The sequence below is a fragment of the Oceanobacillus oncorhynchi genome, assembly GCF_000821065.1.
Classification (GTDB): domain Bacteria; phylum Bacillota; class Bacilli; order Bacillales; family Amphibacillaceae; genus Oceanobacillus; species Oceanobacillus oncorhynchi.
The window spans coordinates 1,348,942-1,373,377 of the sequence record NZ_CDGG01000001.1 but is presented as its reverse complement, the minus strand read 5'-3'; the positions used below and the strand labels follow the sequence as shown (position 1 = coordinate 1,373,377).

Sequence of the window (24,436 nt, the reverse complement as noted above, 5' to 3'; positions counted from 1 at the left end):
CTTCTGCTCATCCTTCTATTTCTTCCAGTCCCAGTTCTTCCAATGCTTGATAAATTGGCTTTAAACGCGGGATTCCTTCTGCTACCATTTTATCATTAATCCATACAACTGGATAAAAAAGATGTTCTTCTATTATTTTCTCTACATATGCTTGCTGACCAGCGTCTGGTTGCGTTTGATTGATATCGATATAATTATATTGAACGCCGTCAGAAGCATATTTCCTCCCTATTGCTGCCTGAAGCCACTCATACGTATCTTTGGAACTTGGTGCTCCGACACAGCTTGCGCAGATTTGTTCACTTCCATAGACAGTTATCGTTATTGCCGGCATGTTAACACCCTCCCCTTCCAAATATCTCTTTCCTTTCGCCTGTCCTCCATATTAATTATTTTACAAAATAAGCGTAAAAAGATAAAATAAAATTAACCAGCTAATTGAAAATCATTTTCAAATAGATTTTTATGCTTAACCGCGTTATAATAGATTTGTGGGAAAGGAGTAGGTGACTGTGGAAGAGCAAGTACAAGAAGTATTAAGCAAGCTTCGTCCATTCTTATTACGTGATGGCGGAGACGTAGAGTTAGTTGACGTTGACGATGATGGCGTTGTTTTACTTCGTCTCATGGGAGCATGCGGCAATTGCCCTAGTTCAACCATTACATTAAAAGCAGGAATTGAGCGTGCATTGATGGCAGAGGTTCCTGGCGTAACAGAAATAGAACAAGTATTTTAATTAAATATAAACGGAGAGGCTTTTGGCAATATCAAAATCCTGCTCCGTTTTTTATTTTTTTAAAATCAAATTTTGTTCTATGAAATTGGTGTAATTGCTTCTTTTCCGCTGACGACTGCCAGGATATTATCCATGCATAACTCTACCATTCTTTTTCTTGTTTCTACACTGGCAGACCCGATATGCGGAAGACATACGGTATTATTTAAACCGACAAGCGGATGATCTGCTCTAATCGGCTCTTCTTCAAAGACGTCCAACCCTGCTGCTTGGATTTCTCCCGTTTTAAGTGCATGGACAAGTGCATCCTCATCCACTACTTTTCCGCGTGAGATATTAATAAAAATAGCACTTGATTTCATTTTTTCAAAAGTAGCCCGGTTAAACATTTTATCCGTTTCCTTCGTATGCGGAACTACTGTCACAACAAAATCAGAAGTCTCCAAAAGTTCTTCAAAGCTGACATACGTTGCTTGCAATCGTTCTTCTGCATCTTTTTTACGGGAACGGTTATGATATTGGATATTCATATCAAAACCTGCTGCACGTTTCGCTATTGCTTCTCCAATTCTCCCCATTCCTACAATACCGATAGTTTTTGCGTGAATATCTGAGCCGGCAAAGAAAAATGGCGCCCACGCCTGCCACTTATCCTCCTTCACCCACGCATCCGCTTCTACAATTCGTCTGGCAGCAGCCATCAATAAGGAAAAGCCTAAATCTGCGGTCGTTTCCGATAAAACATCGGGTGTATTCGCTGCGATAACATCATGCTTCTCACATGCTTCCAAATCGATGTTATCGTAACCGACAGCCATATTCGCAACCACCTTCAATTGAGGAGCTTTAGACAGAAGCTCTTCATCAATAGAATCACTTAATACGGCAAATAAGGCATCTGCGTCAGCAGCCTCTTTCAAAAGCGTCTCTCTTGGTACAGGCTCCTCCTCTTTTTCCCACATCCTGATTTCCAGCTGTTCCTGATAAGCTTTTACATATTTCTCCTCTAATTTGCGCGTAATATAAACCTTTGGCTTGGACATATACGAGTATTCTCCTTCCTGCGATGAAATAATGAATTTTTGCTTATAACCAGCTTATCATAGGTATCTGCCAATCCGAAACATCAACACCTACCGTTTCATAAAACCTCGCCAGTCTCCTCTCATAAACCTCTTGATGCTTTAATAATTGCTCTAACGCTTGAGAATTCGGGTACTGGAAAGCGCCCTCTAAAAAATCGTAAAGATGGATCGGATAGAACAACCTGGCAAAGATAAGTCTCCACGCAAATACAGACAGCGGCTGATAGTTTTGATAATCATTTAAAAATTGATTAATTTCTGCCTCCGATTTATTTTGTAAAAAAGCATAACGGATATACTCGGCAATATCACGCGTCGGATGGTCATATACGAGTTCATCTGTCCAAACAATTTTCTTTTCAGATGTATTCCATCTGGCAAAAGCAACCGTACTCTGATCTGTTTGTAAGATGCGCTGCTCTTTTTCGCTTTCCCGTAAATATTGAATAGCATTTTCGCTGATTCCTACAATATATGGCAAAATATCCATCACTTCAGATAAATAATTACTCGCTCCTTCTTCTTTTGCCTGTCTTGTTAATTCTTCCTCAAAAAAAGTCAGTTTTTCTTCCCAAAGCTTTCTCCATAACCCATAGCTTGAAATCGCCTTCGGTTCATACTGAAAACTGCTCCCAATGCGGTGAATATCACCGAGCATTTTACCAGGGCTTTCCTGACGAGATCTTTGTGACTCATCGTCTAATACAAGAACCATCCACAGTTCATTGCCATAATTGGTAAACCAATCTCCGTTGATATTCCGAATGGGATAAGCTACATTGTATAATCCGTTTTCTCTTAAGAAATAGGCCAAAGTGGCTTGTTCCATCAATATCATTTCCTTGTTTGTCGCAGGAATGGTAAAATAGTGATAGCGCTCTTTTTGATAACCCTCACGCTCTTCGATGAATTGCTTCCCTTCTATCTGGATAGCGTATTGACTGCGGAGCATTTCTGACATCGGCATCAACAAACTCCTCCTTATCGTATATATTAACTATATGAAGGAAAGGACTATACAATTATATTAAATCGAAAAAAGGTGTGTTTTAAATGACGAAGTATACAAGCAAAACAGAACTTGAAGTAAGAGCAAGACAGCTTTTAAAAGAACGTGGTGTCAAAATAGATGATATTGCAGAATTGGTATACTATCTGCAATCAAAATATCATAACGATTTAACGATGGATACCTGCCGTTTTAATGTAAATCGTGTGTTAACGAAAAGGGAAGTACAAAATGCAGTCATCACAGGCATTGAATTAGACATGCTGGCGGAGAAAAAGCTATTAAGCGAGCCGCTTCAGGAAACAATTCAGATTGATGAAGGCTTATATGGAATTGATGAAGTCATTGCCTTGTCTATTGTCAATGTTTACGGTTCCATCGGCTTGACCAATTTTGGATATATCGATAAACAAAAACCCGGTATCTTAGAAAAACTGAATGATAAAAGCAGCGGCGAAATCCACACATTTTTAGATGATATCGTCGGCGCTGTCGCAGCTGCAGCCTCCAGTCGTCTGGCTCATGGAGATGCGGAAAACGAACATGAAGAATTAGATGGATAAAAAACATTGGACACAAAAAAGCATTCATCCTCCCTATGCTCATATTAGATAGGGGATGAATGCTTTTTTGCTATTCAAAGGTCCATTCTGATAAATTTTCAATGATATATGTCGGCTGCTCTTCAAAGGTTGCCAGCTCTTCTGTAGAAGTCACCCCGGTAGAAACAAATAACGTATCTACACCGGCATGGATTCCCGACTGGATATCTGTCTGGTAATTATCTCCAACCATTACAACATCCTCTCTCAGCAAACCGAGTACATCTAATGCCTCTTTCATGATAACCGTATCCGGCTTGCCAATAAATACAGGCGCCTGCTGGGTGCTTGTCTGAATCAAAGCAGTAAAAGCCCCGTTGCCTGGTCCCATACCGTCTTCAGTTGGAATAGCGTGATCCCGATTGGTAGAAATAAACTGTGCACCCTTGCGGATAGCTATGCATGCTTTAGCAAGCTTGTCATAGGTAATATCCCTGTCCAGGCCTACAACAACCGCATCCGCATCTGTACTATCCGTTAATTGAATACCATGTTCTTTTATTGGGTTCTTCAGACCGCTCTGCCCGATACAGTAGCAGGTTTTTACAGATTGGTCCTGCAGATACTTCGCCGTTGCCATGCTGCTGGTAACAACCTGTTTGTGATTTGCCAGGATTCCTAATCCGTTTAACTTTTCAGCTACTTCCCGGGTGCTTTTTGTAGAATTATTTGTTACAAACACATAAGGAATATTTTTTTCTGCTAATTGCTTTATAAAAGGAATTGCTTCAGGAATAACCTCATTCCCTCTGTAAACAGTCCCGTCTAAATCAATAAGATATCCTTTATATTTCTTCACATTATTACCTCTCTATCTCGATTACATCATACCTATTTTAAGACGCTTGACTGACCGATGTTTACTCTGAGTTAGCAGCTATCCGCCACTGACAGCATTTATCTCCATCAACCAGCAGCGCTTTTGTCTTAATTTCCTGATTCGGAAACAAGGCTTCATACATTTCTTTTTCATGCTGGCACATCACAGGATAATCCCTTGCCACTTCTAAAAAAGGGCAATGAAAATTATTTAATTGAAAGCCTTGCGCACCTTTATCTTCTGCCTGAAACATATAGCCGCTCCGATTTTGAAAATCCTTTAACGCAGCTACTTTTTCTTCCTTTGTAGAACAGGAATCTAAAAGCTTCTTTAATTGCTCTTTTTCCTTCGTTGACTGTTTTTTTAAAAGCTCACTGATTAGCTGTTTTCCCTGTAATGCTTCTAAATCATGGAGCAGGTCTAAGGAGAGTTCTTTATAGCGATTAGGGAAACTTTCTTGACTTTTCTCTGTTAAACGATAAGTATGATACGGCCGTCCAATCTCTTTTTTATGCTGCTGCACCTCAATAAATCCCTCTTGCACAAGCGTATGAATCTGCTTCCGGACAGCTGTTTCTGAGATAGTAAAATGGACCATCAGTGTATCCATCGTTATCGTACCCTGTTCTTTCAACACCTGGATAACCTTATCCTTTGTCGAGACACGTTTCCCCATCCGCTTGCCCTCCCTTTTTAAACATACGTTTTATTTATTTGAAAAAGCATTTGCTACGCCAAGTTCATTCTGCAGATACGTATGAATCCGCTTTGAAAAATAGGTAAATACCTCTGCGTGCTCTTCAAAAAACTGCTCCAGACTTTGATGATCGATTGCCTGATATTCATGTACTAAAGGTTTACGCCAATGAATCAGAGCTTTATATACTGCTTCTTCCTCCGCAGGAATAACTTTTTCATCTGTTAAGATGTCAATAATATCCTCATAACTACCCGGATCCCTCATAATAAAACCGTCTATCATCATATTTCCTACATCCAGCACACCTTCGATAAAGACATGCGCCATGCGCTCCAACGCAAGATATTCTACTGGGCTGTGATAGGAATGATTCTTTAACGTATCTAAAATCTCATTCATAAATGTCAATGTCTGATTAATTTTTTCCTGATCTACAAAATACATTATGATTCCCCCAAAAACGTCTATACTAAAGGATGTTTCCATACTACTATTATCATATCATAATTTGTAATGTATTTTCACTGAACTTTCTTGATAAAGTATAGAATTAAGAAGCGAATCTTTCCTTCTTTTTCAAAAAACGTGATATAGTAAGTCTAATACGTGTGAAGGAGATAAATGCCGGATGGAAAAGCGAGATATTTTAAAAATGGATGCCACGGGTATAGCATCCGCAATTAAAAAGAAGCATCTAACCTCTATAGATGCTGTAACAGCTTTTATTGAACAAATCAAAGCGATTAACCCTTCCATTAATGCAGTTGTTGAAGAAAGATTTACTGAAGCGCTGCAAGAGGCTCAGGAAGCAGATGAACTGCTGCAGAATAATGGGGCTCTGGGTAAATTACACGGAGTTCCCATCAGCATCAAAGAGTGCTTTCATGTGAAGGGAATGAAAACTACAGCAGGCTTAGAACACCGTCAGGACCTTATTTATCAAGAGGATGCAGAAGTTGTTCAGCAATTAAAGCAGGAGGGCGCTATTATACTCGGAAAAACAAATACGCCTGCACTTTGCTTCTGTCAGGAAACGGATAATAAGTTATATGGCAGAACAAATAATCCCTGGGACATCACCAAAACCGCTGGAGGCTCCAGCGGTGGTGAAGGTGCGCTGCTTGCTTCCGGCGGGTCTGCTGTCGGGATTGGTTCAGATATTGGCGGTTCCATTCGTTTTCCATCTCATTTTAATGGAGTTATCGGTTTCAAACCCGGGAAGGATACCATTTCCACAGAAGGCCATTTTCCGTCTGTCCAGCATGAACTGCAACATCGGATGCTGACAGTCGGGCCAATGGGGAAATCTGTAGAGGATATGCAGCTTATTTATGAAATTTTATCTCCAAGCCACTTCAAGCATCAGACATTGCAGGAATTTAAAATAGAAATATTACCAGCTAATCCAGGCTATCCGCTTTCCACAAGAACAGGGAATTTATTAGGGCAGCTGGAAAATTTTCTTGAAAGAATTTACAATGTCCAGCAGGTGATGCCGCCTTATTTTAGGGACAGTGCCTTAATATGGCAGGAAATCATGTCGATTAATGGAAGTAAATTGGTTGAAGATGAAGCTTTTAATAATGACCGCTCCGGATTAGTGCGTTCCTTTTTAAAAGAGAAACTGAGACAGCGTACGAATGTCCACCCATATTTATCCTGGGCCATTATTGGAGCAAAAATGTTTAAACCTTCGCAAAAAAGAGTCCGGGAAATAATGGATATCATTCAGCAGGGTGACGAGCTGTTAAAAACATATTTAGATAAAAGGCTGCTGATAATGCCCGTGTATTATCAGTCCGCATTAGATCACGGGCAGGTTTTTAAAGAGATTTTCTCTATCCGTAAAACCTATTTGCAATACATGCCTTATACTGCCTATGCGAATGTATGGGGGCTTCCTGCTCTGACTATTCCAGTTGGAGAAGACGAGAAAAACATGCCCATCGGCGTACAAATTATCAGCAGTATTGGTAATGAGGATGCCATTTTTCGTCTGGGTAAATTACTTACGAAACGCTTTCGCGGGTATAAGCTGGCAGAGGTGACAGACAGGTAATTATTAGAAGGCGTGATTTCCCTCCATCTGCACAAAATACAAACTAACGGGAGGGAAATAACGATGCCAAAAAAAGATTATCAAGAGCATTCAACCGTTCAAAAACAGCATGATGCCCTCATTCCAGAGGAATTTCCCGAAGGGCCTTTTGGATCTGATATTCGTGAACATGACTTGGTTTCTGGAAAGTCAACAGATTGGGAAGAAGGCCAGCAGCGCACAAGTGCCTTCACCTACGCAGACAAAAAACAGCATAAAAAGCTGCAACGAAGAGCTCCCGGAGCCCATCCTCTCGAAGAAAAAGATAATTAAAGCTTTCCTGCTGTATAAAAAAAGAAGTTCAAAATGTCTTCTTAGCCATAAGAAGATAGATTGAACTTCTTTTATTTCTGCATCTTTTTCAAAACAAAATAAGCACAGCCGAAATTACAGTATTCATAAATATAATCCTGAAAACAGCTGATTTTCGCATCTATTGGTGCTTTGGCATGATTATCATGATAAAACCCTTTTAAACGAAGCTGTTCATACGCCCAATCGCCTACGATAAAATCATATTTTGATAAAACCTCTGAATAGCGCTCTTTCACAGCTTCTGCTTCAAAGCCTTCTTTATTTTCTTCAATTAATTCATATGTTTTTCCATTTAACTCAATCATAAGAGAATAGTCACACTCCTTATCAATTATTCTTAGTTTATCACAGAAACAGTTAGAAAAACCAGAAAAAATTACCTGCATGATTTACGCTTGTTTTCCAAAACTAAGATGTAAGAAATAGTTCTTGGAAAGGAGACTTAAAGATGAAAAAAGGATTTGGAATCATTTTATTAAGCCTTGTTATAACGCTTGCAGCTTGTGCAACAGATCAAAATAACTCCGATTCTGACCCATTAGATCCAAAAAACAGAAACCCGGAGATGGAATCAAACACGAATTCGCCATCTCGTGATCAGCTTGGTTTTGTCCGTTATACACAGGATGAATTTAATCAAGATAATACATCAGAACCAAAAGAGATTCATGTAGACCGGGAAGAGATGGCTGATATGATTACCCGCATTTTATTACAGAACCCTGATTTTAAAGAAGTAGCCACGCTTGTAACGGATGAAGAAGCTTTGATTGCTTTTGAAGCTTCAGATAACCTATCCAAAGAAATGGCAATTGATAATGCAGAAAAAACAGCAATGTCTGTACTGCCTGGCTATTATACGATTCATGCTTCTAATAACAGAAGCTTGATTCAAAACATTGAAACCCTGCATTATTCTGTGATGGAGAATGAAGATGTAGATACCGGGCCTCTGGTACAGGAAATTGTCGACACGATGAAGAAGGATGATTAAAAAATACTTATCCCATAAGGAGGTGATTTATCTGGCTAGAATTCGCACTACGGTCCTGATTATGTGCTGCTTTCTTACCTTTATGCAAACCACCGCTGTTGTCCATGCAGAATCAGAGGATCAAATATATACAGACCGCATGGCTCTATTCAAAAAGGTAGAAAGCCTTACCCAGGTCCCTTGGTATTATTTTGCTGCAATGGATAATTACGAACGTAACACACTCTCTTCCTCAGAAGAAGAAAAGGTTATTTCCATACAATTTGAAGAGACCGCATGGTTTGGGCTGGGAAATGCAGCTAAATCAACAAAACAGGGAGTTATCAGACAATTTGGCGGAATCGGTAAAGACGGAAATGGTGATGGCCAGGCAGATCCCGATGATCCTGAAGACATCCTTTATACGATGGCAAATCATATCTTAGCATATGGTCTGCATAAGGATGATGTTAAAATCGCACTCTGGGAGCATTATAAACGTGACTTGACTGTCCAGACAATCATGAACACCGCCAAAGTGTTTCAAAATTTTGGCGAAATCAACCTGACAGATCGTGCCTTTCCTTTAGATACAGATTATAATTACAGTTACCGCAGTACGTGGGGAGACCGCCGCGGTTTTGGCGGCTTGCGCATCCATGAGGGGACCGATATCTTTGCATCCTACGGCGTCCCTGTCCGCTCAACAACCTATGGTGTGGTCGAAATGATGGGATGGAACTTATATGGAGGCTGGCGTATTGGTATACGGGATATCTATAATATTTATCATTATTATGGACATATGAGCGGCTATGAGGATGATGTAAAAGTAGGCCAGGTAGTAAAACCGGGAGACGTGTTAGGCAGCGTCGGATCTACTGGTTACGGCCCTCCTGGAACTTCTGGAAAATTCCCGCCGCACCTGCATTATGGCATGTATAAAGATAATGGATACAGTGAATTTTCATTTGATCCTTATCCTTATATCTCGAAATGGGAACGGATGGAGAAAAATAATTAATAACAATCCTATCCGTGAAAAAGGTGTGTATCCCAGTTGTAAAACAGGATACACACCTTTTTAAATAAAATATTGAGGATAGCCGCTCCAACGGGTTTCATGGAATGAATAACCTTCGACCCCAGAAATACACTACGCTTTCCGTCGGCTTAAGCTAAGCCGTTACCCGCGGAAAGCGACTTCCCGGAGCGGACATCTACTCGGCAAGAATACCAGTATTTTAAAGACCAATTTATTCTCTTGGCTTTTCTTAAGTTTAAATAAGAGTAACACTTATCCTTTACTTTTCTGGACAGCGTTCCAAATACTAGCTGCTAATCCGCCCCATATCACAACAATACCGATAATCATTACAATGATAGCTGAAGCACCCATACGCATCTTCCCTCCTATTTATCTTCATAATCGGATAGAGAATTTTCTGACTTCCATTTCAAAGCTGCCAGGATAATTCCAAGAACTAACACACCTACTACTACGGCCCAGCCTGTATTATTGATAAAGGCATTCGAGTAATTTTCATAGTTCCCGGTATCTGTATCAAACTCTCTTAATAAATTCTGCTTAAACAGCCCAAACATCATATAACCCATAACTACTGGTGTAATCATAGCTAAGCTGATTGTCCACCAGGAACCTAAACGGATATCTGAAATTTCATTAGCATGATTTTTAAGCATATTGGTTTTACGAAGAATCCAGGCAATCAGGACAACTTCGACAAGACCGATCATGGCAACTCCGAACTGGTTAATGAAATAATCGACATTATCTAAGAAGTACAAGCCGCCTCTGGAAGCATATAATAAGGAAATCAATGCTGCGAGACCGCCTCCGAAAAGAACGGCTTTCGATCGTGTGATTTTAAACTTATCTACCAATGCTGCTACATACGCTTCTGTAATGGACATAAGAGATGTAATTCCGGCAAGCGTCAATGAGATAAAGAAGAGCGCTCCGAACAATCCATTAAATGCCGGCAACTCATTGATAATGGCCGGAAAGACAACAAAAGCAAGACCGACCCCGCCAGCGACGACTTCATCCACACTGACACCGGCAGAAAATGCCATAAATCCTAATATTCCAAACACCCCAATTCCCGCTAATAATTCAAAGCCGGAATTTCCAAAACCAACAATAAATGCATTATTGGTAATATCAGATTTTTTAGGGAGATAACTTGAATACGTAATCATAATTGCAAAAGCAATCGATAAGCTGAAGAAAATTTGTCCATATGCTGCAATCCATACACTTGGTGACAAAATTTGACTGAAATCAGGTGTAAAGAAGGCATTCAATCCATTCATTGCTCCTGGCAGCGTGACTGCTCTTATTACAATAATAATAAATACGATGAGAAGCAAAGGAATAAAAATCCGGTTTGCAACCTCGATTCCTTTTTTTACACCGCGGAATAAAATTCCCAGCACCAATAGCCAAACAATCACTAACGGAATAACTACTCCCGGTACCAATCCGCCTATTTCCCCAGGAATCTCCGCCAATTGAAGATGCTCCCCAAATAAAAATCCTTCTGTATCTTCTCCCCAAGACAGATTAAACGAAAAGATAGAATAAGATATTGCCCAGGCAATAATTACCGAATAATATGTTGAAATAACAAAAGCAACAAGTACTGCCCACCATCCAATAAACTCTGTTTTCTTATTCATTTTTCGAAATGTCAAAGGTGCAGAACCCCGATACTTTTGACCCATGGTAAATTCCATAATTAAAATTGGAATACCCGCAGTCAGTAAAGCAAATAGATAAGGAATAAAAAATGCTCCGCCGCCATTTTCATAAGCAACAGCAGGAAATCTCCATATATTTCCTAAACCAACTGCTGATCCGACAGCCGCTAAAATAAACCCCGCCCTTGTTCCCCATTGTGATCGACTCTCCATCCATCATAACCCCCTTTTTTAATGAATAACAACAGAATGAAAGCGCATTAAATAAGAATAATAACAAAAATCATTACTTTCAGACTATTCATCTTGTATTATAGCTTTTTTGACATTTTTGTCAAATATCTAATTATGGAAATAGCAGGATTTAATTGCAATACCCTTATTACATCATAAAAGGCTTGGAATACTAAAATGTATTCCAAGCCTTCTGTTAAGATGCCTTCTTTTTATTTTTATTAATCAGGAAATGAGTAATCCAGACAATCCCAGCCAAAAGAACAAGCGTTACAGTTAAAGCTAACCACGTAGAATGAGTTAGTCCAATAACCAAGAAACCAATCAAAGCAGTAAAAGCAGCAATGAAAGCATAAGGCAGCTGTGTAATAACGTGGTCTATATGGTGCGCCCCGGCTCCGGTTGCAGATAAAATTGTTGTATCAGAAATAGGTGTACAATGATCACCGAACACTGCTCCGGCTAATACAGCCGCTAATGCAGGTAAAAATAGCCCCATATCTGTGTTCGCCATAACCTCCGCTGCAATCGGAAGCATAATGCCAAAAGTTCCCCATGATGACCCGGTTGCCAAAGCCATTAAACCGGCAATAATAAACAGAATAGCCGGCAGAAAATCTGCAGAAATAGAGGAATTATTTACTAAACCAGCTAAATAGCTTCCAGTCTCTAAAGCACCGATAATCGAACCAATCATCCACGCAAGAACGAGAATATTAATTGCAGGAATCATGGTTTTAAAGCCTTCAATAAAAATACGTCCCATGTCTGAGCGCGGTTTTCTTTGCTGCATATGAAAAATAATAGAAGTAAGAACAGCTGCAACACCGCCAATAATTAAGGAAAGATTAACATTCGTATTGGCAAAGGCATCAAGGATAGATGCGCTCCCTTCTGTTTCCATAATCCCTGTCACAATCATAGCAAGGACGGTAACAATAAATAAGACAATGATAGGAACAATTAAATGAAATACTTTTCCATCCTTATGCGGATCAAAAATATCACCTAAATCCCCAGAAACCTGATTTCTTTTTGGATCCAGCAGTTCTCCCTTTTCTTTTGCTCTTTTTTCATGCGTGCGCATCGGACCGATATCAAAATGAAAATACGCCACAATAAACACCAGAACAATCGAAGCAATCGCATAAAAGTTTAATGGAATCATTTGTATAAATGCTTCAATCGGCTGCAAATTTGTAATTCCATTTGCTGCAAATAACCCGCCTAAAATACCAATAATATAGGCTCCCCAGCTTGATATAGGTGCGATTACGGTAACGGGAGCAGAACTGGAATCAATGTAATATGCCAGTTTCGCCCGGGAAATTTTTTGCCTGTCTGTTACAGGTCTTGCAATCTGTCCAACTGCTAAGCTGTTAAAATAGTCATCTATAAAAATAATCAATCCAATTACAGCAGTCATGATTTCCGCACCGGTACGTGTTTTCACCCGGCGCAGCATCCAATCTCCAAAAGCTTTAGCCCCGCCAGAAGCTTGGAGAAACGCAGTAAGCACGCCCAGAAAGAGAAGAAAACTGATTAATAATAGATTCCCCATCTCCAAGGCTTCATCTGCATAAAAAATTGTATAAAATACCGTCCATATTTCTTTTAATGTTCCCCATATATGGAAATCATTTAATAATAATGCTCCTACAACAATCCCTGTTCCTATTGAGATAAGAACCTTTCTTGTTAACACCACTAATATCAGCATGACAATTGCAGGTATCAGTGACCAAAACGTACCTTCCATGTTAAGACCTCCAACGATTTATTTTCGAGCTGAGTATTTAAGCATTTTGAATAAGGTCAACGACGCGTAATGAATAATGGAAACTGCAGTTCCTTTTGAAATAATTACGTGCATATAACCGATTCGAAATAGGAAAGTAAGACACAGGGATATCTATCATACTCAAGTACTGTTTCACAGTAAAAACATATACAAATTACCCTTTAAAAACGCAAAAAAACAATGATAGAAAATAACCTATCATTGTTTCACCAATTCACGTTATCCTCCATTTCGATCAGTAGTTCTCCATGTAAATCATTACATGACAGCATAATACTTTTTCAGTAATATGCCAGCAATATAAAGCATGACCTCTTTATATACTTCGGCAAACTATCCTTTCTCCAGCAATCTTCGTTGTCATTCTCCTGCCGGATACTCATCTAATCTGCGCCTCTACCTCACCGATCTGATAAGGTTTTTATTCAATTATAAATATCTTCTCAACTAATTTGTACTATACTACATATTCAGTCGCTCTGCAAATCATCTTTTGGTACGGCAATATCAGGAGCATTTCCATCCCCGCCATAGAAATCAGGCACTTTTCCCATAATTGCGCCTCCATCTAAATAAAGCTCGGTATGTACAGTTCTAACTTCGGAGGTAAATGGCACAATAATTTGTACATCTGCTTCTACATTGATATACAGGGAAACCCAAGCTCCATTAATCCCAAATTCTTCTTTATCCTCGACCACATTTGTCCGCACTGCTCCAACCACTTCCATATTAATAGGAATTTTAGGACCTAAATTAGCCAGTACAGAATTTCCCGTTACTTGCCCTAAAGGAATCTCAATCAGCGTAGGATCAATCTGTACCCTGCCATCCGCACCGCCCTCATAGTCATAAGGCTCATGCAGATTATGCTCAAATTCAAGCTGCTCCCCCCGATTCACATGCGCAAAATACTCCTCTACCCGGTCAGTAGCTACCCGGTTGATTTCACTGATAACTGCAGGATCTCGGTTATATGTTACTAAATTTCCTTCATTGTCATAGGTAATGTTCAGGATATCCTCAAATCCATATTCCTCTACATAATATACAGCGGAGTTAATCGCTCTCGTAGCAAATTCATCCGCTTTTCGTTTGGCAATATCAATAACAATCGGTTCAATTTTGACGTTTATCAAATAAAAACTAAAGCCCACTACTGCAAAGAATAAAATTAACGTCAGCATCAGAATGGAGCGTCGAGAGGGGGGCATTCTTCTTTTTCTTCCCGTTCGCTTTCGAAATCGATATCTTCTTTTAAGTTTCAATGCAACAACCCCCTTCGTAATAATTTATGCAATTATGGAAGGGAATTAGAACAAAGGAAAATGGATTGGTTTTACATGTAAAAAGACACTTCTTCTGTCCCCTGCAAGAACAAAAAAAGTGTCTTTCCATGTATTATGATATTTTAAGCAATGCTTCTTTTCCTGTCATCCCGACTTCCCAGCCGTGCTCCTTCGATGCATCTGTTATTTTCTGCAACGGAGCGTTCAGCAATTGATCAATGGTTCTTACTCCCATTGCCCGGCCGGCGATAACGTTTCTTTCTTTCAGCTTAGGTATTTCATTAAAAATATCCACATCGAGCGCTGCACACATAATATACCCTACATCATTGCTGATTGTTAATAAGGTTGTTTGCGGCAATTCCACACTCACTGCTGTAAAAATAATTCCATCCACCTCAAGAGGTTCTACCGTAATCATAAAAATGCCCCCTCTGTTTTTCTCTCGTGATAAGTGTATGCAGAGGGGCTAAAGAACGTCACACATAAAACGAAACTTCACTCAGCGGGAATTTTCGGACGGCTCTCCGTGATAGAATGGAAATGAATCAATGCTGTTTGACAGCATATACTAATAAGTCACGCAAAAATTCCGGGACAAAATATTGTTTTTTTGCAGAACGGGCAATTTCCGGCAGGAGCTGGCCAAAAGTAAAAGTATCTGCAGTAGCAACATAGTATACTTTGTCTGGATGAATAGGGTAACCATCTTCAGTATACACCCGCTTCACATACACTTCCCCATTCCGATGAAAGGCTGTCTCGACCTGAATGCCTGAAAAAATCATTTTCCCTAAGATTTCCCCGCGGAAACCAAAGCCCTTTAATTTTAATTCTGTAAAAGCAGGAGATAATGCCGCTCTGACCGTTTCTATGATTTGATCCCCCTTTAAATCCACAAGGACGGGATTGATTGGATGAGGGCAAATTCGGTGTATATCCCCTTTTGTGATTGCCCCGGCAGGCAGCGAATCTAACAGCACGCCAGCATTCAGCATAGCTATATCCGCATTGGTCCATCTTCGGAGCACTTTAGTCAGTGAATCAATAATGGGGGTTTCTCCAAACCAGTTTACTTCCAGCGGCTTTTCTACACTTGCTACCGCCTGACCCAGATATTGGTCAGCCTGTTGTAATAGCTGCTGTAAATGTTCTTCCGTCTCCAAATCCTTTCCTGTATCCTGCAGACTGATTGCTGCTGCTTCCTTCGAAATTACTTTTTTCTCCTTATGATCCCAAATAAGCTCCACTTCACCGATATAGTAGCAATGCTTTCCCGCTGCAGTGATTAAGGTCTGATTTACCAGTTCACCCTCTTTTAACAGATGATGCGTATGTCCCCCGATAATCAGATCAATTGCCGGATAACGCCGGGAAATCTCCTGGTCAACGGAAATTCCTAAATGGGAAAGAAGCACAATAATATCCGATTCTTTTTTCAAGTCTTCTATATAACGTTCAATAATGTCAAATTCATTTTCTACATGCCAGTCAAGCAGCTCGTAAAAGGCATTAAACGGTGCCGTTAAACCTAAGACACCTATCCGTATCCCGCTTTCTGTCATAAAAGTGTGTGTCCGCTTCAGCCAAAATGGCGTCAATTCATCTCTGCTGAATAAATTACTGCAGACCACTTGGAAATCGGCTTTATCATATAATTGATATAATTCTTGATGGGAAAGCGTTATCCCCTCATTGTTTCCCAGCGTCACGATATCATAGCCTGCTTCATTCAGCAGCTCCACATTGGCTAACCCATTTGAAGCTTCTGTAATTGGATGAGAGCGGTCAACGTGGTCTCCTATATCCATTGTAAAGGCAGCTTCATTATTCTCTTTCCGCAGGCCCTGCTTTTCTTTTAAAAAGGCTGTTACTCTAGGCCATTGTTCAAAATGACTATGTAAATCATTTGTATAGTAAAAGTAAACTTTCTCTTCTGACATACTTCATCGCCCCTAACCAATTCCTTGTAAAATCATGCGAATCCCCATCACAATTAATAAGATTCTCAAAAGCAGCTCTAAGAGCGAACTTGAATTTTTTTGATTGGTGAACGCACCCAGTTTGCCCCAATCCATTCCCCCGGTATAAAGAAAAGCACATATGCCCACTCTATGTTGCCAAGCGCAACATGAGTGGTGCTTCCAAACAAGCTGACGAATATAATCATAAACATCGATGTCGCCGTAGCAGTATGGGCGGACCAAATACAAGCAGCATAACTGGAACCATGATTGCTCCTCCGCCGATGCCAAAAAAGCCCGATAACATCCTGGCAAAAAAAGCAATAGCTACAGCAGGTATAATTTGAAATTTATATGTATATATTTCTGCCCCTATTTCTGCCTGGCGGGATTCTTTTTCAGAAACATCTACTTCCCGCGGCTTTATTCCTCTTAACTGCCGGTAAAAAAGAATAGCTGCAATCAAAATAATTAAAATTTCAAAGTAAATATAAAACGAAACTTCATGCAGTGGGAGTTTTTTCCTTTCTCCCACTGCATGATTAGTTGAGTGATTCAGGGAGTTAGCGTCCATTATCTCCCGCTTAAATAAATTTATTTTTACGCTTTATTTTGAGGCGAGAGTTTTACGGACGATTCTCCGTGATAAAATATATTCGCCTGAACATATTGGTTCAACCAGGCTCCACACATACTCCCCGGGATACTGCCAATCAGAAACAAACCGCCAGCTTTATAATCGATCCGCTTTGTTTTTGCAAAGGATAGAGCGGAGGAAATGTCTGTAAAAACATCACCAGCAAGGACATTGCGACAACCGTTTGCGGAGTCACCCACTCAAAACCTTCGATATTCCCATTTGCAAGAAAAAGCAATGGAATTAAAACCACACCGCCCCCCAGTCCGGCCAGACTTCCAACAAAGGCTGCCAGCATGGCGATAGTGAAACAAATTAGAATAACTAGTAACACCTGAGAACACCTTCTTTCTATCTGTAATCATATCATATTGCAGAATAGATGAAAGGGAAGGAGCTTTATATTATATCAAAAAATAAGGATACTATCTCCTCCAAGACAGCACCCTTATTTTTAATCTATTTTTCGTATTTAAACCAGCTTATGTCCACAATTCCCGCAGAAATTCATTCCCTGTGTTTTACTTCCGCAATTCGGACAGAAGTTTGGAATTGATCCGCTTCCTTCATTATCAGAAGCATTCTGCTGGTTTCCGGTCTGTTGATTCTGGCTTTGTTGTCCACCCTGATTTTGCTGCCCACCCTGATTGGACTGCTGGTGATTTGCTGTATTTTGGTCATTCGTACCGTTCATCATTTCCTTTGCCATCTGCATTCCCATCATCATTCCGGCCATATCTGTTGCGGAATTGCCGCCATCTGATTTCCCGGAAGCAATCGCATCCGTCATAGCGACATCTTTATACCGTCCCATATCGCCGATCATGCCATGCGAAGCAGTTTTTGTAATCATATCCTGGATTTCTTTTGGATAATTAAAGCTCATGATTTGAAAACCTTTAATCTCAAAACCATCCTGATTGACTTGCTTATCTAAATCCTCTTTGATACCCTCGCCGATTTCAAAGGAATTCGCCTGAAGATTAAACATATCCTTTCCTTCTCTGGTAATCCACTTCATTAATAATTGATCTAAAACAGCAGTAATTCTCAGGCGAATGTCTTCCACCAGAAAACTGTCTCTGACGCCTGCGATATTATCTATCAGCTTCACATAATCTTTCACTGTAAACTGAAAGGTTCCATTAGCACGAATCGGTATACCGCCAGGAAGCTGTGGAGAAGGTATGTTTATCGCATTTTTTGTGCCCCATTTCACAGTAAATTGTTTTGTATTGACAAAAAGCACTTCCACACGCATTCCGCTGTTAAATCCAAATTTAAATCCTTTTAAGGTAGATAAAAAAGGAATAATGTCTGATTCAATTTCATATTCGCCCTCTTCTTTAAAAACCCCTTCAATTTTTCCCTGGTTGAAAAAAATAGCATCCTGGCCCGGACGAACAATTAATTTACTTCCTTTTTTCACCTCGTTGTTATTCCATTTCCAAAAGATCATATCATCACGAAATGATTCCCATTCAATCACATTTGCTAATTGCCCTCTAAAAAAGCCCATCATTCTGTTCATCCTTTCTTTATTTCAATACCTTCATTCAATCTATAATTAAAACTTTGCACGTCCGGAAGAGCGGGAATGTCCGCCGCCAGTTCTGCCTATACTGCCGCCTCCCCGGCCTCCGCCGCTGTTGTTCTTCTGAATTTTCGTTTTCGTAACGGTTTGACGTAAATATCTATCTGACTTGCTTTTAATTCTTGAATTATCCGCATCAAGATACGTACTTGCATTCGTTGTCACACGGCCGCCCATATTAAAAATCATGGAACCTACAATAACTGCACCAATTATAACAGCAGCCAGCAACTGGAACCAAGTTTGAAGAAAAATACTGTCCGGGTTGATACTCGGGTTCACACCCATATATCGCTCTACCTTCTCAAAATATAATAAGCTGGCATCGTAATAATCGTTATTTCGTAAATCAGGAACTAAATCATCGGCAAGCTGCTGCGCACGCTCAGGGCCAACATACTCTTCTCCCTTATAAAATCCGCTTACCGCAATATCTCTTTCTCCGGAAGGTCCTGAAAAATCAAGCCCCATAAATACCGTATCTCCATGTTCTCCATCATATCCGGGGCCCTGTTCATCATAGAAGTCATCGATATATTTTTGGATATCTCTTCCGTCAGACTCATCCTTCGTCAAAATAAGAATATCAATCTCGTTCTCTTCACTATATTCTGCCGCTCTCTGCTCCAGATCCGTCCGCTCATTATCTGTAAATATGTTTGCATCATCATAAATATACTGCTTCTCTGCAGACACTGCAGGCAGCATTAGGAAAGATATAAGTACAAGTATACCAGCCGTAATTAAAAACTTCTTCATAGTAAATCACCGCCCAGCATCATCGCTATTGCTTTAAATAAAACAAAAGACCCGCCAGCAATGCTGGAAAACCAAAGCGCTGCCTTCGAATAGCTCAACGGCGGCTTTCCGACAATTTTTCCAGTCTGCCCATTCATTGCAAAGGTATGCTCCTGCTGATCAAAATCGTAATATACCATCCAGACTGGCAGCAGGACATAGTAGCTGTTTGCTTTCTTGGTGCGTATGTTTTTCTGTTGATAGCTTACAGAGCTGTATCCCCGGATGGTCGAAGCTATATACGTATCCATAAAACCTTGAATTTTTGCCTTCACCCGGTCAAATAATTCATCATCGGTATAATTATACTTTTCAGCTAAGTATCCTGCTAGATAAGGCGTTTTAAAATCCTCCAGCTTGTTATAATCATAAGGCTCTATTTTATCCATCAGCTCATCATTCATTTTTTCTGATGCATCGACCGGCACTTTTAAATAACTGATATCAATATCTCTATGCACACGATAATACTTGGTTTCCGTATAACGATAATCGCCGCGCCGATACGTGCGCACTTTCGTTCCTGTTGCTTTCACGTCTACATCATTATCTAAATCATACATCCAAAATGGGACATACATTCCTGTAATATTTTTTACACGGTCTGCAGTCATAAAGCCCTTAGGCGTCAACCTGCCATTTTTACACCATTTTTTAAATGCTTCCATTGCTTCTTCTTTACTGATGGTAAACGGAATTACTTTCGCAGGTGCCAACTCCCCGGATAACCGGTCAGCAAGCACCACCCCGGCCCCGCAGAAGCTGCATGAGGTCGCCGTTGTATCTGCATCAGTTAAAACAATAGCACCGCAATTCTCACAATGATATTCCTTCGCCTCGTCTTCCTCAAAGGACTGTGAGATATTCACGTCATTATACGTATCAATATGTTCCTCATGCCCGCAGCTGTCACAGGCCAAATGACCGGAAGCACTGTCAAATTCCATATCCGCCCCGCAGTTGGGACATTTATAATGCACTAACATCCGTCTTCACCTCATTTTTCTGATCGCAATTCAAGCAGCGCCTCTGCTTCAGCAAGCTCAAACTGGATCTTCTCTTCTTGTGCTGTAGTGTATTTCATTATATCTGCTTCATTTTCTTTCGCAGAGGTCTCCATCTCTAAAGCATCCAGCTGGTCAAAGGTTTCTGAAAATGTTTGACGCATTCGGTCATAGCTTTGCTGGAAAGGGACCATCTGTGTTTCAAAATCATATCTTTGGCGTTGTAATTTTTCAATTTCTTTCTGTGCCGCTTCTTTTTGCATTTGAAACCGGCTTTTTTCATTTGCTTGTTCCGAACTTTCTTCATATCTGGCAAACTTATCTGCCAGTCCTTGCTGCTCTATTAGCTTTTCCTGTGTTCTGGTAATGTTTAGTTGAATAGTGTCTATTTTGGCGTGCATTTCCCGCATTACGCTATCCATTTCTTTTCTGCTTTTTTGCAGCTTTTGTCTGTTTTTCTTCGCTTCTCTTTCAGATGAAAAAAGGCCTTTAAAAAAACGCATTCTGAATCATCCTTTCTGCCTCGCTTAAATAATTGTACGTTTGAACTCCACAAAAGGTTTCACTGCCTTTTCAGAACGGTAAGGACGTTTCAAAATAATCAATTACCTTATAAGGATAACTTATTTTCTATTAAAACTCTAATTACCTTTTTAAAAATTTCGATTTCTTTTACAAGATTGTAATATTAATAGCTTTTCGAAATGAAAATGAAATGAAAAAACCGTAAATTTATCTGAAAATGTTGATAGAACTTGATTCGAAACCTGTCGATTGATGTAATATATTTTAATAATTTGTTACCGACCTTTAAAAATTTGGACACCTTCTTGTGATATCTCTATGTTACCTTGTATATAGTGAAAAAATAAAAGTTCAGCGAAAATATAGCTGAATCAAGTCTGGGTTGGTTTCAGTCCGTTATCTTCTGCTTCAATCAATTTGTACTCCCCTATATACAATACATCATAGAATAGGAGATTAACGGACGGCCATATCACGATTTGAGCGAAATCTTGCTACATAGGTTTCTGTTTTTCAACAAAATAATACAAACATTCTTAAGGAGGAATTCTTTTGGCACCATTGAATCTTGATGCAAAAAAATATGTTATTTCGACTGCGTTTGCTGCAACGTTAGCACTCACTCCGGTAGTAGGCTCCAGTGTATTAGCAAATGCGGGAGAAGGATCAACAGAAGGAGATATCACCTACGAAGAAAGTAGCCTCCCTGAAGCTCAAGAGGAACAATCTTCTGAAGAAACACCTTCTGCAACAGTTAACTCTTCTCTTGTTCAACAAGGTGATTCCGGATCAGAGGTAGAAAATATACAAAGTTCATTGCACGATCAAGGCTATTCTTCTAGTAACGTAGATGGTATTTTTGGAGAGCTTACGGAACAAGACGTAAGAGATTTCCAATCTGATCAAGGCTTGCAAGAAGACGGTATTGTAGGACCAGCTACTTCTGATGCACTAGGTACTCCTGTTGAATCCGCTCCAAGCTCTGAAGAAGCTTCAGAACCAGAAGCTAGTGAAGAGGAAGCAACAGAAGGAACAAGTGAAAATGATATTGTTATTGAAGAAGTATCTAACGACTCCGATGGAACAGATAATGATAATGTAGGAACAGAAAGTGCTTCTGCCAGCGATCAGGCTATTGTTGATGCAGCTCGAAGTGCACTAGGAATCCCATATCAATTTGGAGCATATACTCCAGGAGAATCAAACCCTTCTGCATTAGACAGCAGCGGATTGATCAACTATACGTTTGACCAAGTAGGCATTGATGTTTCTCGTACGCACAGTGAAATGTGGGCAAGTGACGGGGTACATGTAGATTCTCCAAGCGTTGGCGATGTTGTCTTCTTTGAAGGAACATATGATACAGCTGGCGCATCTCACAGCGGAATTTACATTGGTAACAACCAAATGATCCACGCAAGCAGCGGCAGCGGTGCAATGGTTGTAGCTGACATGAGCGTTGATTATTGGCAGCAACATTACCTTGGAGCAAAATCTTTCAATTAATAGTTTTAAAAAACAAGCGCGAAATTGCGCTTGTTTTTTTTATGTTTGCTTTTTATCCTTTTCTAGCATTGAAAATTTTATATAGACTTTTTAATTTTTTTGCGATATACTTGTCAACAATTTCTTAGAAGGATTTCCGAAAAAAGGGATAAAGGAAGATTTTACATAAATATTATTTTCAGACTAATCCAATATTATTTATTTATCACAAAGTTTGTACATTCTATTCCGTCTATCCAAACTTAAAGTTTATTTCTTGTCTATGCATACTCAGAAAATGTGCATCAAAATAAAATACGGAATCCTATTCTATTATATTGAAGTAAGGGAGTATCATAGAAGTATGAAATTATTCATTCACATCAGTAATTTTTCGAATAAGTATTTTGCATTCATCACTATTTTAGTCGCTGTTGCTGCCTTCTATATGCCCGGCGGTTTTAATTGGTTAAACAATTATATGACCATATTACTTGGAATCGTTATGTTTGGAATGGGGCTCACCATGACACCAAACGATTTTAAGCTGGTGTTAACAAAACCTGTACCAGTTATTATTGGCGTTATTCTGCAATTCACCATTATGCCGCTGCTTGCATTTGGAATTGCAAAGCTTTTAAATTTACCGCCTGCTCTGGCAGCTGGAATTATCTTAGTAGGATCTGTTCCCGGAGGTACTGCATCGAATGTCATGGTATATCTCGCTAAAGGAAATGTAGCGTTATCCGTTACGATGACATCTGTTTCTACTATGCTGGCACCAATTATGACACCAGTGCTTTTGTATCTTCTAGCTGGACAATGGATCCCAGTAAATCCGTTTGCCATGTTTATTTCTATCATTCAAGTTATTATTGTTCCCATTGTGTTAGGACTTATTTTTCAAAGGTTCTTTCCAGTGGCAGTTGACAAAAGTATAGAAATTTTGCCGCTGATTTCGGTTATAGCTATTTCGGGAGTAGTGGCTGCAGTTGTTTCAGGAAATACAGAAAATATTGCATCTTCAGGAGCGCTTATTTTTGTCACCGTTCTCTTGCATAATTGGTCGGGACTTTTGCTTGGCTTCTTAGTTGCCACAGTGCTTCGTCTCAATGAAGAGACAAGAAGAGCAATATCCATCGAAGTCGGCATTCAAAATGCTGGATTAGGCACCACCTTAGCGAGCGCCCATTTTGCTGCACAGCCATTGGCTGCATTGCCAGGTGCTATTGCCGTTGTGATGCATGTAATCAGCGGGTCTATCCTTGCATCCATCTGGTCAAAAATACCGGTGAATAATAATGAAAAAGGAAATAAGAGAGAAATAGCTTAATTTGCTGAGGCTATCCCCATGGGGCTGATTAAAAATGAAACAGAGGACACAGGTGATTGAAAAGCAGAGGCACGTTCCTTTTCAATCATTTTTCAAAAAAGCGATACCCAATAAAAAGGAATAGAAAAGGAGATTCGTCCATTGCAATATACAGACAATAATCTAAGCATTCGTACAATTGAAGAAAAGGATCTGCCGCGTCTGTGGGAGTTGATATTTAAGGAAGAAAAGCCAGAATGGAAAAAATGGGATGCCCCCTATTTCCCGCATCAGGCAAAATCATATGAAGCTTTTTTAACAGAACAGGCGCATTGGATAAATTCTGAAAAATATTGGGCTGTAGAGCTTGATGGTCATATTCTTGGTACGATTTCTTATTATTGGGAGCATCAGCCCTCCTGCTGGTTAGAGATTGGTATTGTTTTACATGAAGCAGCATCCTGGGGAAAGGGAATCGGCACCCGCGCTTTGAAACTATGGATCAATCATCTTTTTAATCAGCTGCCGTTAGTTCGTATCGGTTTAACGACTTGGTCCGGTAACATTCGAATGATTCGGGTAGCGGAAAAACTCGGGATGCAAATGGAAGCACAAATTCGCAAGGTTCGGTATTATCAAGATGAATATTATGATTCCATCCGCATGGGGATGCTGCGTGAGGAATGGGAGCAGCAACATTACAGCAACTAGAAGACAGGTCTATTTTAAG

General features: G+C 39.9%; 29 protein-coding genes and 1 riboswitch. Of the genes, 9 read left to right on the top strand and 20 right to left on the bottom strand.

Features of this window, described 5'->3' with window-relative positions; genetic code table 11:
- Nucleotides 1–7: 7 nt before the first annotated feature.
- Complete coding sequence (locus BN997_RS06305; RefSeq protein ID WP_042530649.1) at nucleotides 8–334, bottom strand: YuzD family protein; 327 nt, start codon at nucleotides 332–334, stop codon at nucleotides 8–10.
- Nucleotides 335–512: 178 nt separating this feature from the next.
- Between BN997_RS06305 and BN997_RS06300 the strand changes: the two genes are divergently transcribed.
- Nucleotides 513–737: a NifU family protein gene (locus BN997_RS06300; protein WP_040979025.1), complete on the top strand. Its 225-nt coding sequence runs from the start codon at nucleotides 513–515 to the stop codon at nucleotides 735–737.
- Between the two features lie 77 nt (nucleotides 738–814).
- Here BN997_RS06300 and BN997_RS06295 read toward each other — a convergent pair whose 3' ends face one another.
- Together BN997_RS06295 and BN997_RS06290 are read right to left on the bottom strand one after the other, a co-directional pair.
- Nucleotides 815–1,780: a 2-hydroxyacid dehydrogenase gene (locus BN997_RS06295; protein WP_042530647.1), complete on the bottom strand. Its 966-nt coding sequence runs from the start codon at nucleotides 1,778–1,780 to the stop codon at nucleotides 815–817.
- A 43-nt stretch (nucleotides 1,781–1,823) separates the two neighbouring features.
- Nucleotides 1,824–2,789, bottom strand: a complete 966-nt coding sequence (locus BN997_RS06290) for a hypothetical protein (protein WP_042530645.1) — start codon at nucleotides 2,787–2,789, stop codon at nucleotides 1,824–1,826.
- An 86-nt stretch (nucleotides 2,790–2,875) separates the two neighbouring features.
- Between BN997_RS06290 and BN997_RS06285 the strand changes: the two genes are divergently transcribed.
- Nucleotides 2,876–3,394: a phosphatidylglycerophosphatase A family protein gene (locus tag BN997_RS06285; protein ID WP_042530643.1), complete on the top strand. Its 519-nt coding sequence runs from the start codon at nucleotides 2,876–2,878 to the stop codon at nucleotides 3,392–3,394.
- A gap of 70 nt (nucleotides 3,395–3,464) precedes the next feature.
- Here BN997_RS06285 and BN997_RS06280 read toward each other — a convergent pair whose 3' ends face one another.
- The 3 genes from BN997_RS06280 to BN997_RS06270 all read right to left on the bottom strand — a co-directional run bounded on the left by BN997_RS06280 (nucleotide 3,465) and on the right by BN997_RS06270 (nucleotide 5,397).
- Nucleotides 3,465–4,232, bottom strand: a complete 768-nt coding sequence (locus tag BN997_RS06280; protein ID WP_042530641.1) for a TIGR01457 family HAD-type hydrolase — start codon at nucleotides 4,230–4,232, stop codon at nucleotides 3,465–3,467.
- Between the two features lie 61 nt (nucleotides 4,233–4,293).
- Nucleotides 4,294–4,929 (bottom strand): helix-turn-helix transcriptional regulator, encoded by a 636-nt coding sequence (locus tag BN997_RS06275; protein ID WP_042530639.1) that lies wholly within the window; start codon nucleotides 4,927–4,929, stop codon nucleotides 4,294–4,296.
- Nucleotides 4,930–4,959: 30 nt separating this feature from the next.
- Entirely contained in the window at nucleotides 4,960–5,397 is a 438-nt protein-coding gene (locus BN997_RS06270; RefSeq protein ID WP_042530636.1) for a DUF86 domain-containing protein, read from the bottom strand.
- Nucleotides 5,398–5,581: 184 nt separating this feature from the next.
- Here BN997_RS06270 and BN997_RS06265 point away from each other — a divergent pair, with 184 nt between their 5' ends.
- Both BN997_RS06265 and BN997_RS06260 read left to right on the top strand, forming a co-directional pair.
- The gene (locus BN997_RS06265) at nucleotides 5,582–7,012 is read left to right on the top strand and encodes an amidase (protein WP_042530635.1); all 1,431 of its coding nucleotides are present in this window, start codon (nucleotides 5,582–5,584) and stop codon (nucleotides 7,010–7,012) included.
- A 63-nt stretch (nucleotides 7,013–7,075) separates the two neighbouring features.
- Nucleotides 7,076–7,324, top strand: a complete 249-nt coding sequence (locus tag BN997_RS06260) for a hypothetical protein (protein WP_042530633.1) — start codon at nucleotides 7,076–7,078, stop codon at nucleotides 7,322–7,324.
- A gap of 71 nt (nucleotides 7,325–7,395) precedes the next feature.
- On the opposite strand, the gene BN997_RS06255 is transcribed toward BN997_RS06260, so the two are convergent.
- Nucleotides 7,396–7,671: a YutD family protein gene (locus tag BN997_RS06255; RefSeq protein ID WP_042530631.1), complete on the bottom strand. Its 276-nt coding sequence runs from the start codon at nucleotides 7,669–7,671 to the stop codon at nucleotides 7,396–7,398.
- Between the two features lie 143 nt (nucleotides 7,672–7,814).
- On the opposite strand from BN997_RS06255, the gene BN997_RS06250 reads away from it, so the two are divergent.
- Both BN997_RS06250 and BN997_RS06245 read left to right on the top strand, forming a co-directional pair.
- On the top strand, nucleotides 7,815–8,360 hold the full coding sequence (locus BN997_RS06250; protein WP_042530629.1) for a YhcN/YlaJ family sporulation lipoprotein: 546 nt from the start codon (nucleotides 7,815–7,817) through the stop codon (nucleotides 8,358–8,360).
- Entirely contained in the window at nucleotides 8,353–9,363 is a 1,011-nt protein-coding gene (locus BN997_RS06245; protein WP_425311615.1) for a M23 family metallopeptidase, read from the top strand. The genes BN997_RS06250 and BN997_RS06245 overlap by 8 nt, the downstream gene beginning before the upstream one ends.
- A 273-nt stretch (nucleotides 9,364–9,636) precedes the next feature.
- Here the strand turns inward: BN997_RS06245 and BN997_RS22865 are convergent, their stop codons facing one another.
- The 13 genes from BN997_RS22865 to BN997_RS06190 all read right to left on the bottom strand — a co-directional run bounded on the left by BN997_RS22865 (nucleotide 9,637) and on the right by BN997_RS06190 (nucleotide 20,887).
- Entirely contained in the window at nucleotides 9,637–9,738 is a 102-nt protein-coding gene (locus BN997_RS22865; protein ID WP_139089031.1) for a methionine/alanine import family NSS transporter small subunit, read from the bottom strand.
- 14 nt (nucleotides 9,739–9,752) lie between these two features.
- Nucleotides 9,753–11,276 carry a sodium-dependent transporter gene (locus BN997_RS06240; protein ID WP_042530628.1) on the bottom strand — a complete coding sequence of 508 codons (1,524 nt, stop codon included), beginning with the start codon at nucleotides 11,274–11,276 and terminating at the stop codon, nucleotides 9,753–9,755.
- A 217-nt stretch (nucleotides 11,277–11,493) separates the two neighbouring features.
- A complete protein-coding gene (locus tag BN997_RS06235) occupies nucleotides 11,494–13,056 on the bottom strand; it encodes a Na+/H+ antiporter NhaC family protein (protein WP_042530627.1) in 1,563 nt (520 codons plus the stop codon).
- A 273-nt stretch (nucleotides 13,057–13,329) separates the two neighbouring features.
- A riboswitch (Lysine riboswitch) is annotated at nucleotides 13,330–13,505 on the bottom strand.
- Nucleotides 13,506–13,568: 63 nt separating this feature from the next.
- Nucleotides 13,569–14,366 carry a sporulation protein YunB gene (gene yunB, locus BN997_RS06230; RefSeq protein ID WP_226894835.1) on the bottom strand — a complete coding sequence of 266 codons (798 nt, stop codon included), beginning with the start codon at nucleotides 14,364–14,366 and terminating at the stop codon, nucleotides 13,569–13,571.
- 133 nt (nucleotides 14,367–14,499) lie between these two features.
- Nucleotides 14,500–14,808, bottom strand: a complete 309-nt coding sequence (locus tag BN997_RS06225) for a YunC family protein (protein ID WP_040979011.1) — start codon at nucleotides 14,806–14,808, stop codon at nucleotides 14,500–14,502.
- A 127-nt stretch (nucleotides 14,809–14,935) separates the two neighbouring features.
- Entirely contained in the window at nucleotides 14,936–16,330 is a 1,395-nt protein-coding gene (locus tag BN997_RS06220) for a bifunctional metallophosphatase/5'-nucleotidase (RefSeq protein ID WP_042530623.1), read from the bottom strand.
- A gap of 223 nt (nucleotides 16,331–16,553) precedes the next feature.
- Nucleotides 16,554–16,925: a TSUP family transporter gene (locus tag BN997_RS22130; RefSeq protein WP_052484933.1), complete on the bottom strand. Its 372-nt coding sequence runs from the start codon at nucleotides 16,923–16,925 to the stop codon at nucleotides 16,554–16,556.
- Nucleotides 16,926–16,951: 26 nt separating this feature from the next.
- Nucleotides 16,952–17,095 (bottom strand): hypothetical protein, encoded by a 144-nt coding sequence (locus BN997_RS23740; protein ID WP_338112900.1) that lies wholly within the window; start codon nucleotides 17,093–17,095, stop codon nucleotides 16,952–16,954.
- Nucleotides 17,065–17,322 carry a TSUP family transporter gene (locus BN997_RS06210; protein ID WP_244882340.1) on the bottom strand — a complete coding sequence of 86 codons (258 nt, stop codon included), beginning with the start codon at nucleotides 17,320–17,322 and terminating at the stop codon, nucleotides 17,065–17,067. The genes BN997_RS23740 and BN997_RS06210 overlap by 31 nt, the downstream gene beginning before the upstream one ends.
- Nucleotides 17,323–17,460: 138 nt before the next feature.
- Nucleotides 17,461–18,507, bottom strand: coding sequence for an SPFH domain-containing protein (locus BN997_RS06205; RefSeq protein WP_042530621.1), 1,047 nt, complete (start codon nucleotides 18,505–18,507; stop codon nucleotides 17,461–17,463).
- 48 nt (nucleotides 18,508–18,555) lie between these two features.
- The gene (locus BN997_RS06200; RefSeq protein ID WP_042530618.1) at nucleotides 18,556–19,341 is read right to left on the bottom strand and encodes a TPM domain-containing protein; all 786 of its coding nucleotides are present in this window, start codon (nucleotides 19,339–19,341) and stop codon (nucleotides 18,556–18,558) included.
- Nucleotides 19,338–20,366: a TFIIB-type zinc ribbon-containing protein gene (locus tag BN997_RS06195; RefSeq protein WP_042530616.1), complete on the bottom strand. Its 1,029-nt coding sequence runs from the start codon at nucleotides 20,364–20,366 to the stop codon at nucleotides 19,338–19,340. The genes BN997_RS06200 and BN997_RS06195 overlap by 4 nt, the downstream gene beginning before the upstream one ends.
- Nucleotides 20,367–20,377: 11 nt before the next feature.
- On the bottom strand, nucleotides 20,378–20,887 hold the full coding sequence (locus BN997_RS06190) for a hypothetical protein (protein ID WP_042530614.1): 510 nt from the start codon (nucleotides 20,885–20,887) through the stop codon (nucleotides 20,378–20,380).
- Nucleotides 20,888–21,461: 574 nt separating this feature from the next.
- Between BN997_RS06190 and BN997_RS06185 the strand changes: the two genes are divergently transcribed.
- The 3 genes from BN997_RS06185 to BN997_RS06175 all read left to right on the top strand — a co-directional run bounded on the left by BN997_RS06185 (nucleotide 21,462) and on the right by BN997_RS06175 (nucleotide 24,417).
- Complete coding sequence (locus BN997_RS06185) at nucleotides 21,462–22,415, top strand: C40 family peptidase (RefSeq protein ID WP_042530612.1); 954 nt, start codon at nucleotides 21,462–21,464, stop codon at nucleotides 22,413–22,415.
- Between the two features lie 343 nt (nucleotides 22,416–22,758).
- Nucleotides 22,759–23,727, top strand: coding sequence for a bile acid:sodium symporter family protein (locus BN997_RS06180; RefSeq protein ID WP_042530610.1), 969 nt, complete (start codon nucleotides 22,759–22,761; stop codon nucleotides 23,725–23,727).
- Nucleotides 23,728–23,868: 141 nt separating this feature from the next.
- On the top strand, nucleotides 23,869–24,417 hold the full coding sequence (locus tag BN997_RS06175; protein ID WP_042530608.1) for a GNAT family N-acetyltransferase: 549 nt from the start codon (nucleotides 23,869–23,871) through the stop codon (nucleotides 24,415–24,417).
- Nucleotides 24,418–24,436 lie beyond the last annotated feature (19 nt).

Excerpts from the sequence above, each read along its gene's own strand:
- BN997_RS06205 (WP_042530621.1), bottom strand. The coding sequence starts at position 18,507 with ATGGGCTTTTTTAGAGGGCAATTAGCAAATGTGATTGAATGGGAATCA.
- BN997_RS06220 (WP_042530623.1), bottom strand. The coding sequence starts at position 16,330 with ATGTCAGAAGAGAAAGTTTACTTTTACTATACAAATGATTTACATAGT.
- BN997_RS06275 (WP_042530639.1), bottom strand. The coding sequence starts at position 4,929 with ATGGGGAAACGTGTCTCGACAAAGGATAAGGTTATCCAGGTGTTGAAA.
- BN997_RS22130 (WP_052484933.1), bottom strand. The coding sequence starts at position 16,925 with ATGGACGCTAACTCCCTGAATCACTCAACTAATCATGCAGTGGGAGAA.
- BN997_RS06260 (WP_042530633.1), top strand. The coding sequence starts at position 7,076 with ATGCCAAAAAAAGATTATCAAGAGCATTCAACCGTTCAAAAACAGCAT.
- BN997_RS06195 (WP_042530616.1), bottom strand. The coding sequence starts at position 20,366 with ATGTTAGTGCATTATAAATGTCCCAACTGCGGGGCGGATATGGAATTT.
- BN997_RS06285 (WP_042530643.1), top strand. The coding sequence starts at position 2,876 with ATGACGAAGTATACAAGCAAAACAGAACTTGAAGTAAGAGCAAGACAG.
- BN997_RS06270 (WP_042530636.1), bottom strand. The coding sequence starts at position 5,397 with ATGTATTTTGTAGATCAGGAAAAAATTAATCAGACATTGACATTTATG.
- BN997_RS06235 (WP_042530627.1), bottom strand. The coding sequence starts at position 13,056 with ATGGAAGGTACGTTTTGGTCACTGATACCTGCAATTGTCATGCTGATA.
- BN997_RS06190 (WP_042530614.1), bottom strand. The coding sequence starts at position 20,887 with ATGCGTTTTTTTAAAGGCCTTTTTTCATCTGAAAGAGAAGCGAAGAAA.
- BN997_RS06225 (WP_040979011.1), bottom strand. The coding sequence starts at position 14,808 with ATGATTACGGTAGAACCTCTTGAGGTGGATGGAATTATTTTTACAGCA.
- BN997_RS06200 (WP_042530618.1), bottom strand. The coding sequence starts at position 19,341 with ATGAAGAAGTTTTTAATTACGGCTGGTATACTTGTACTTATATCTTTC.
- BN997_RS06245 (WP_425311615.1), top strand. The coding sequence starts at position 8,353 with ATGATTAAAAAATACTTATCCCATAAGGAGGTGATTTATCTGGCTAGA.
- BN997_RS06255 (WP_042530631.1), bottom strand. The coding sequence starts at position 7,671 with ATGATTGAGTTAAATGGAAAAACATATGAATTAATTGAAGAAAATAAA.
- BN997_RS06290 (WP_042530645.1), bottom strand. The coding sequence starts at position 2,789 with ATGCCGATGTCAGAAATGCTCCGCAGTCAATACGCTATCCAGATAGAA.
- BN997_RS06250 (WP_042530629.1), top strand. The coding sequence starts at position 7,815 with ATGAAAAAAGGATTTGGAATCATTTTATTAAGCCTTGTTATAACGCTT.
- BN997_RS06295 (WP_042530647.1), bottom strand. The coding sequence starts at position 1,780 with ATGTCCAAGCCAAAGGTTTATATTACGCGCAAATTAGAGGAGAAATAT.
- BN997_RS06180 (WP_042530610.1), top strand. The coding sequence starts at position 22,759 with ATGAAATTATTCATTCACATCAGTAATTTTTCGAATAAGTATTTTGCA.
- BN997_RS06265 (WP_042530635.1), top strand. The coding sequence starts at position 5,582 with ATGGAAAAGCGAGATATTTTAAAAATGGATGCCACGGGTATAGCATCC.
- BN997_RS06240 (WP_042530628.1), bottom strand. The coding sequence starts at position 11,276 with ATGGAGAGTCGATCACAATGGGGAACAAGGGCGGGGTTTATTTTAGCG.
- BN997_RS22865 (WP_139089031.1), bottom strand. The coding sequence starts at position 9,738 with ATGGGTGCTTCAGCTATCATTGTAATGATTATCGGTATTGTTGTGATA.
- BN997_RS06305 (WP_042530649.1), bottom strand. The coding sequence starts at position 334 with ATGCCGGCAATAACGATAACTGTCTATGGAAGTGAACAAATCTGCGCA.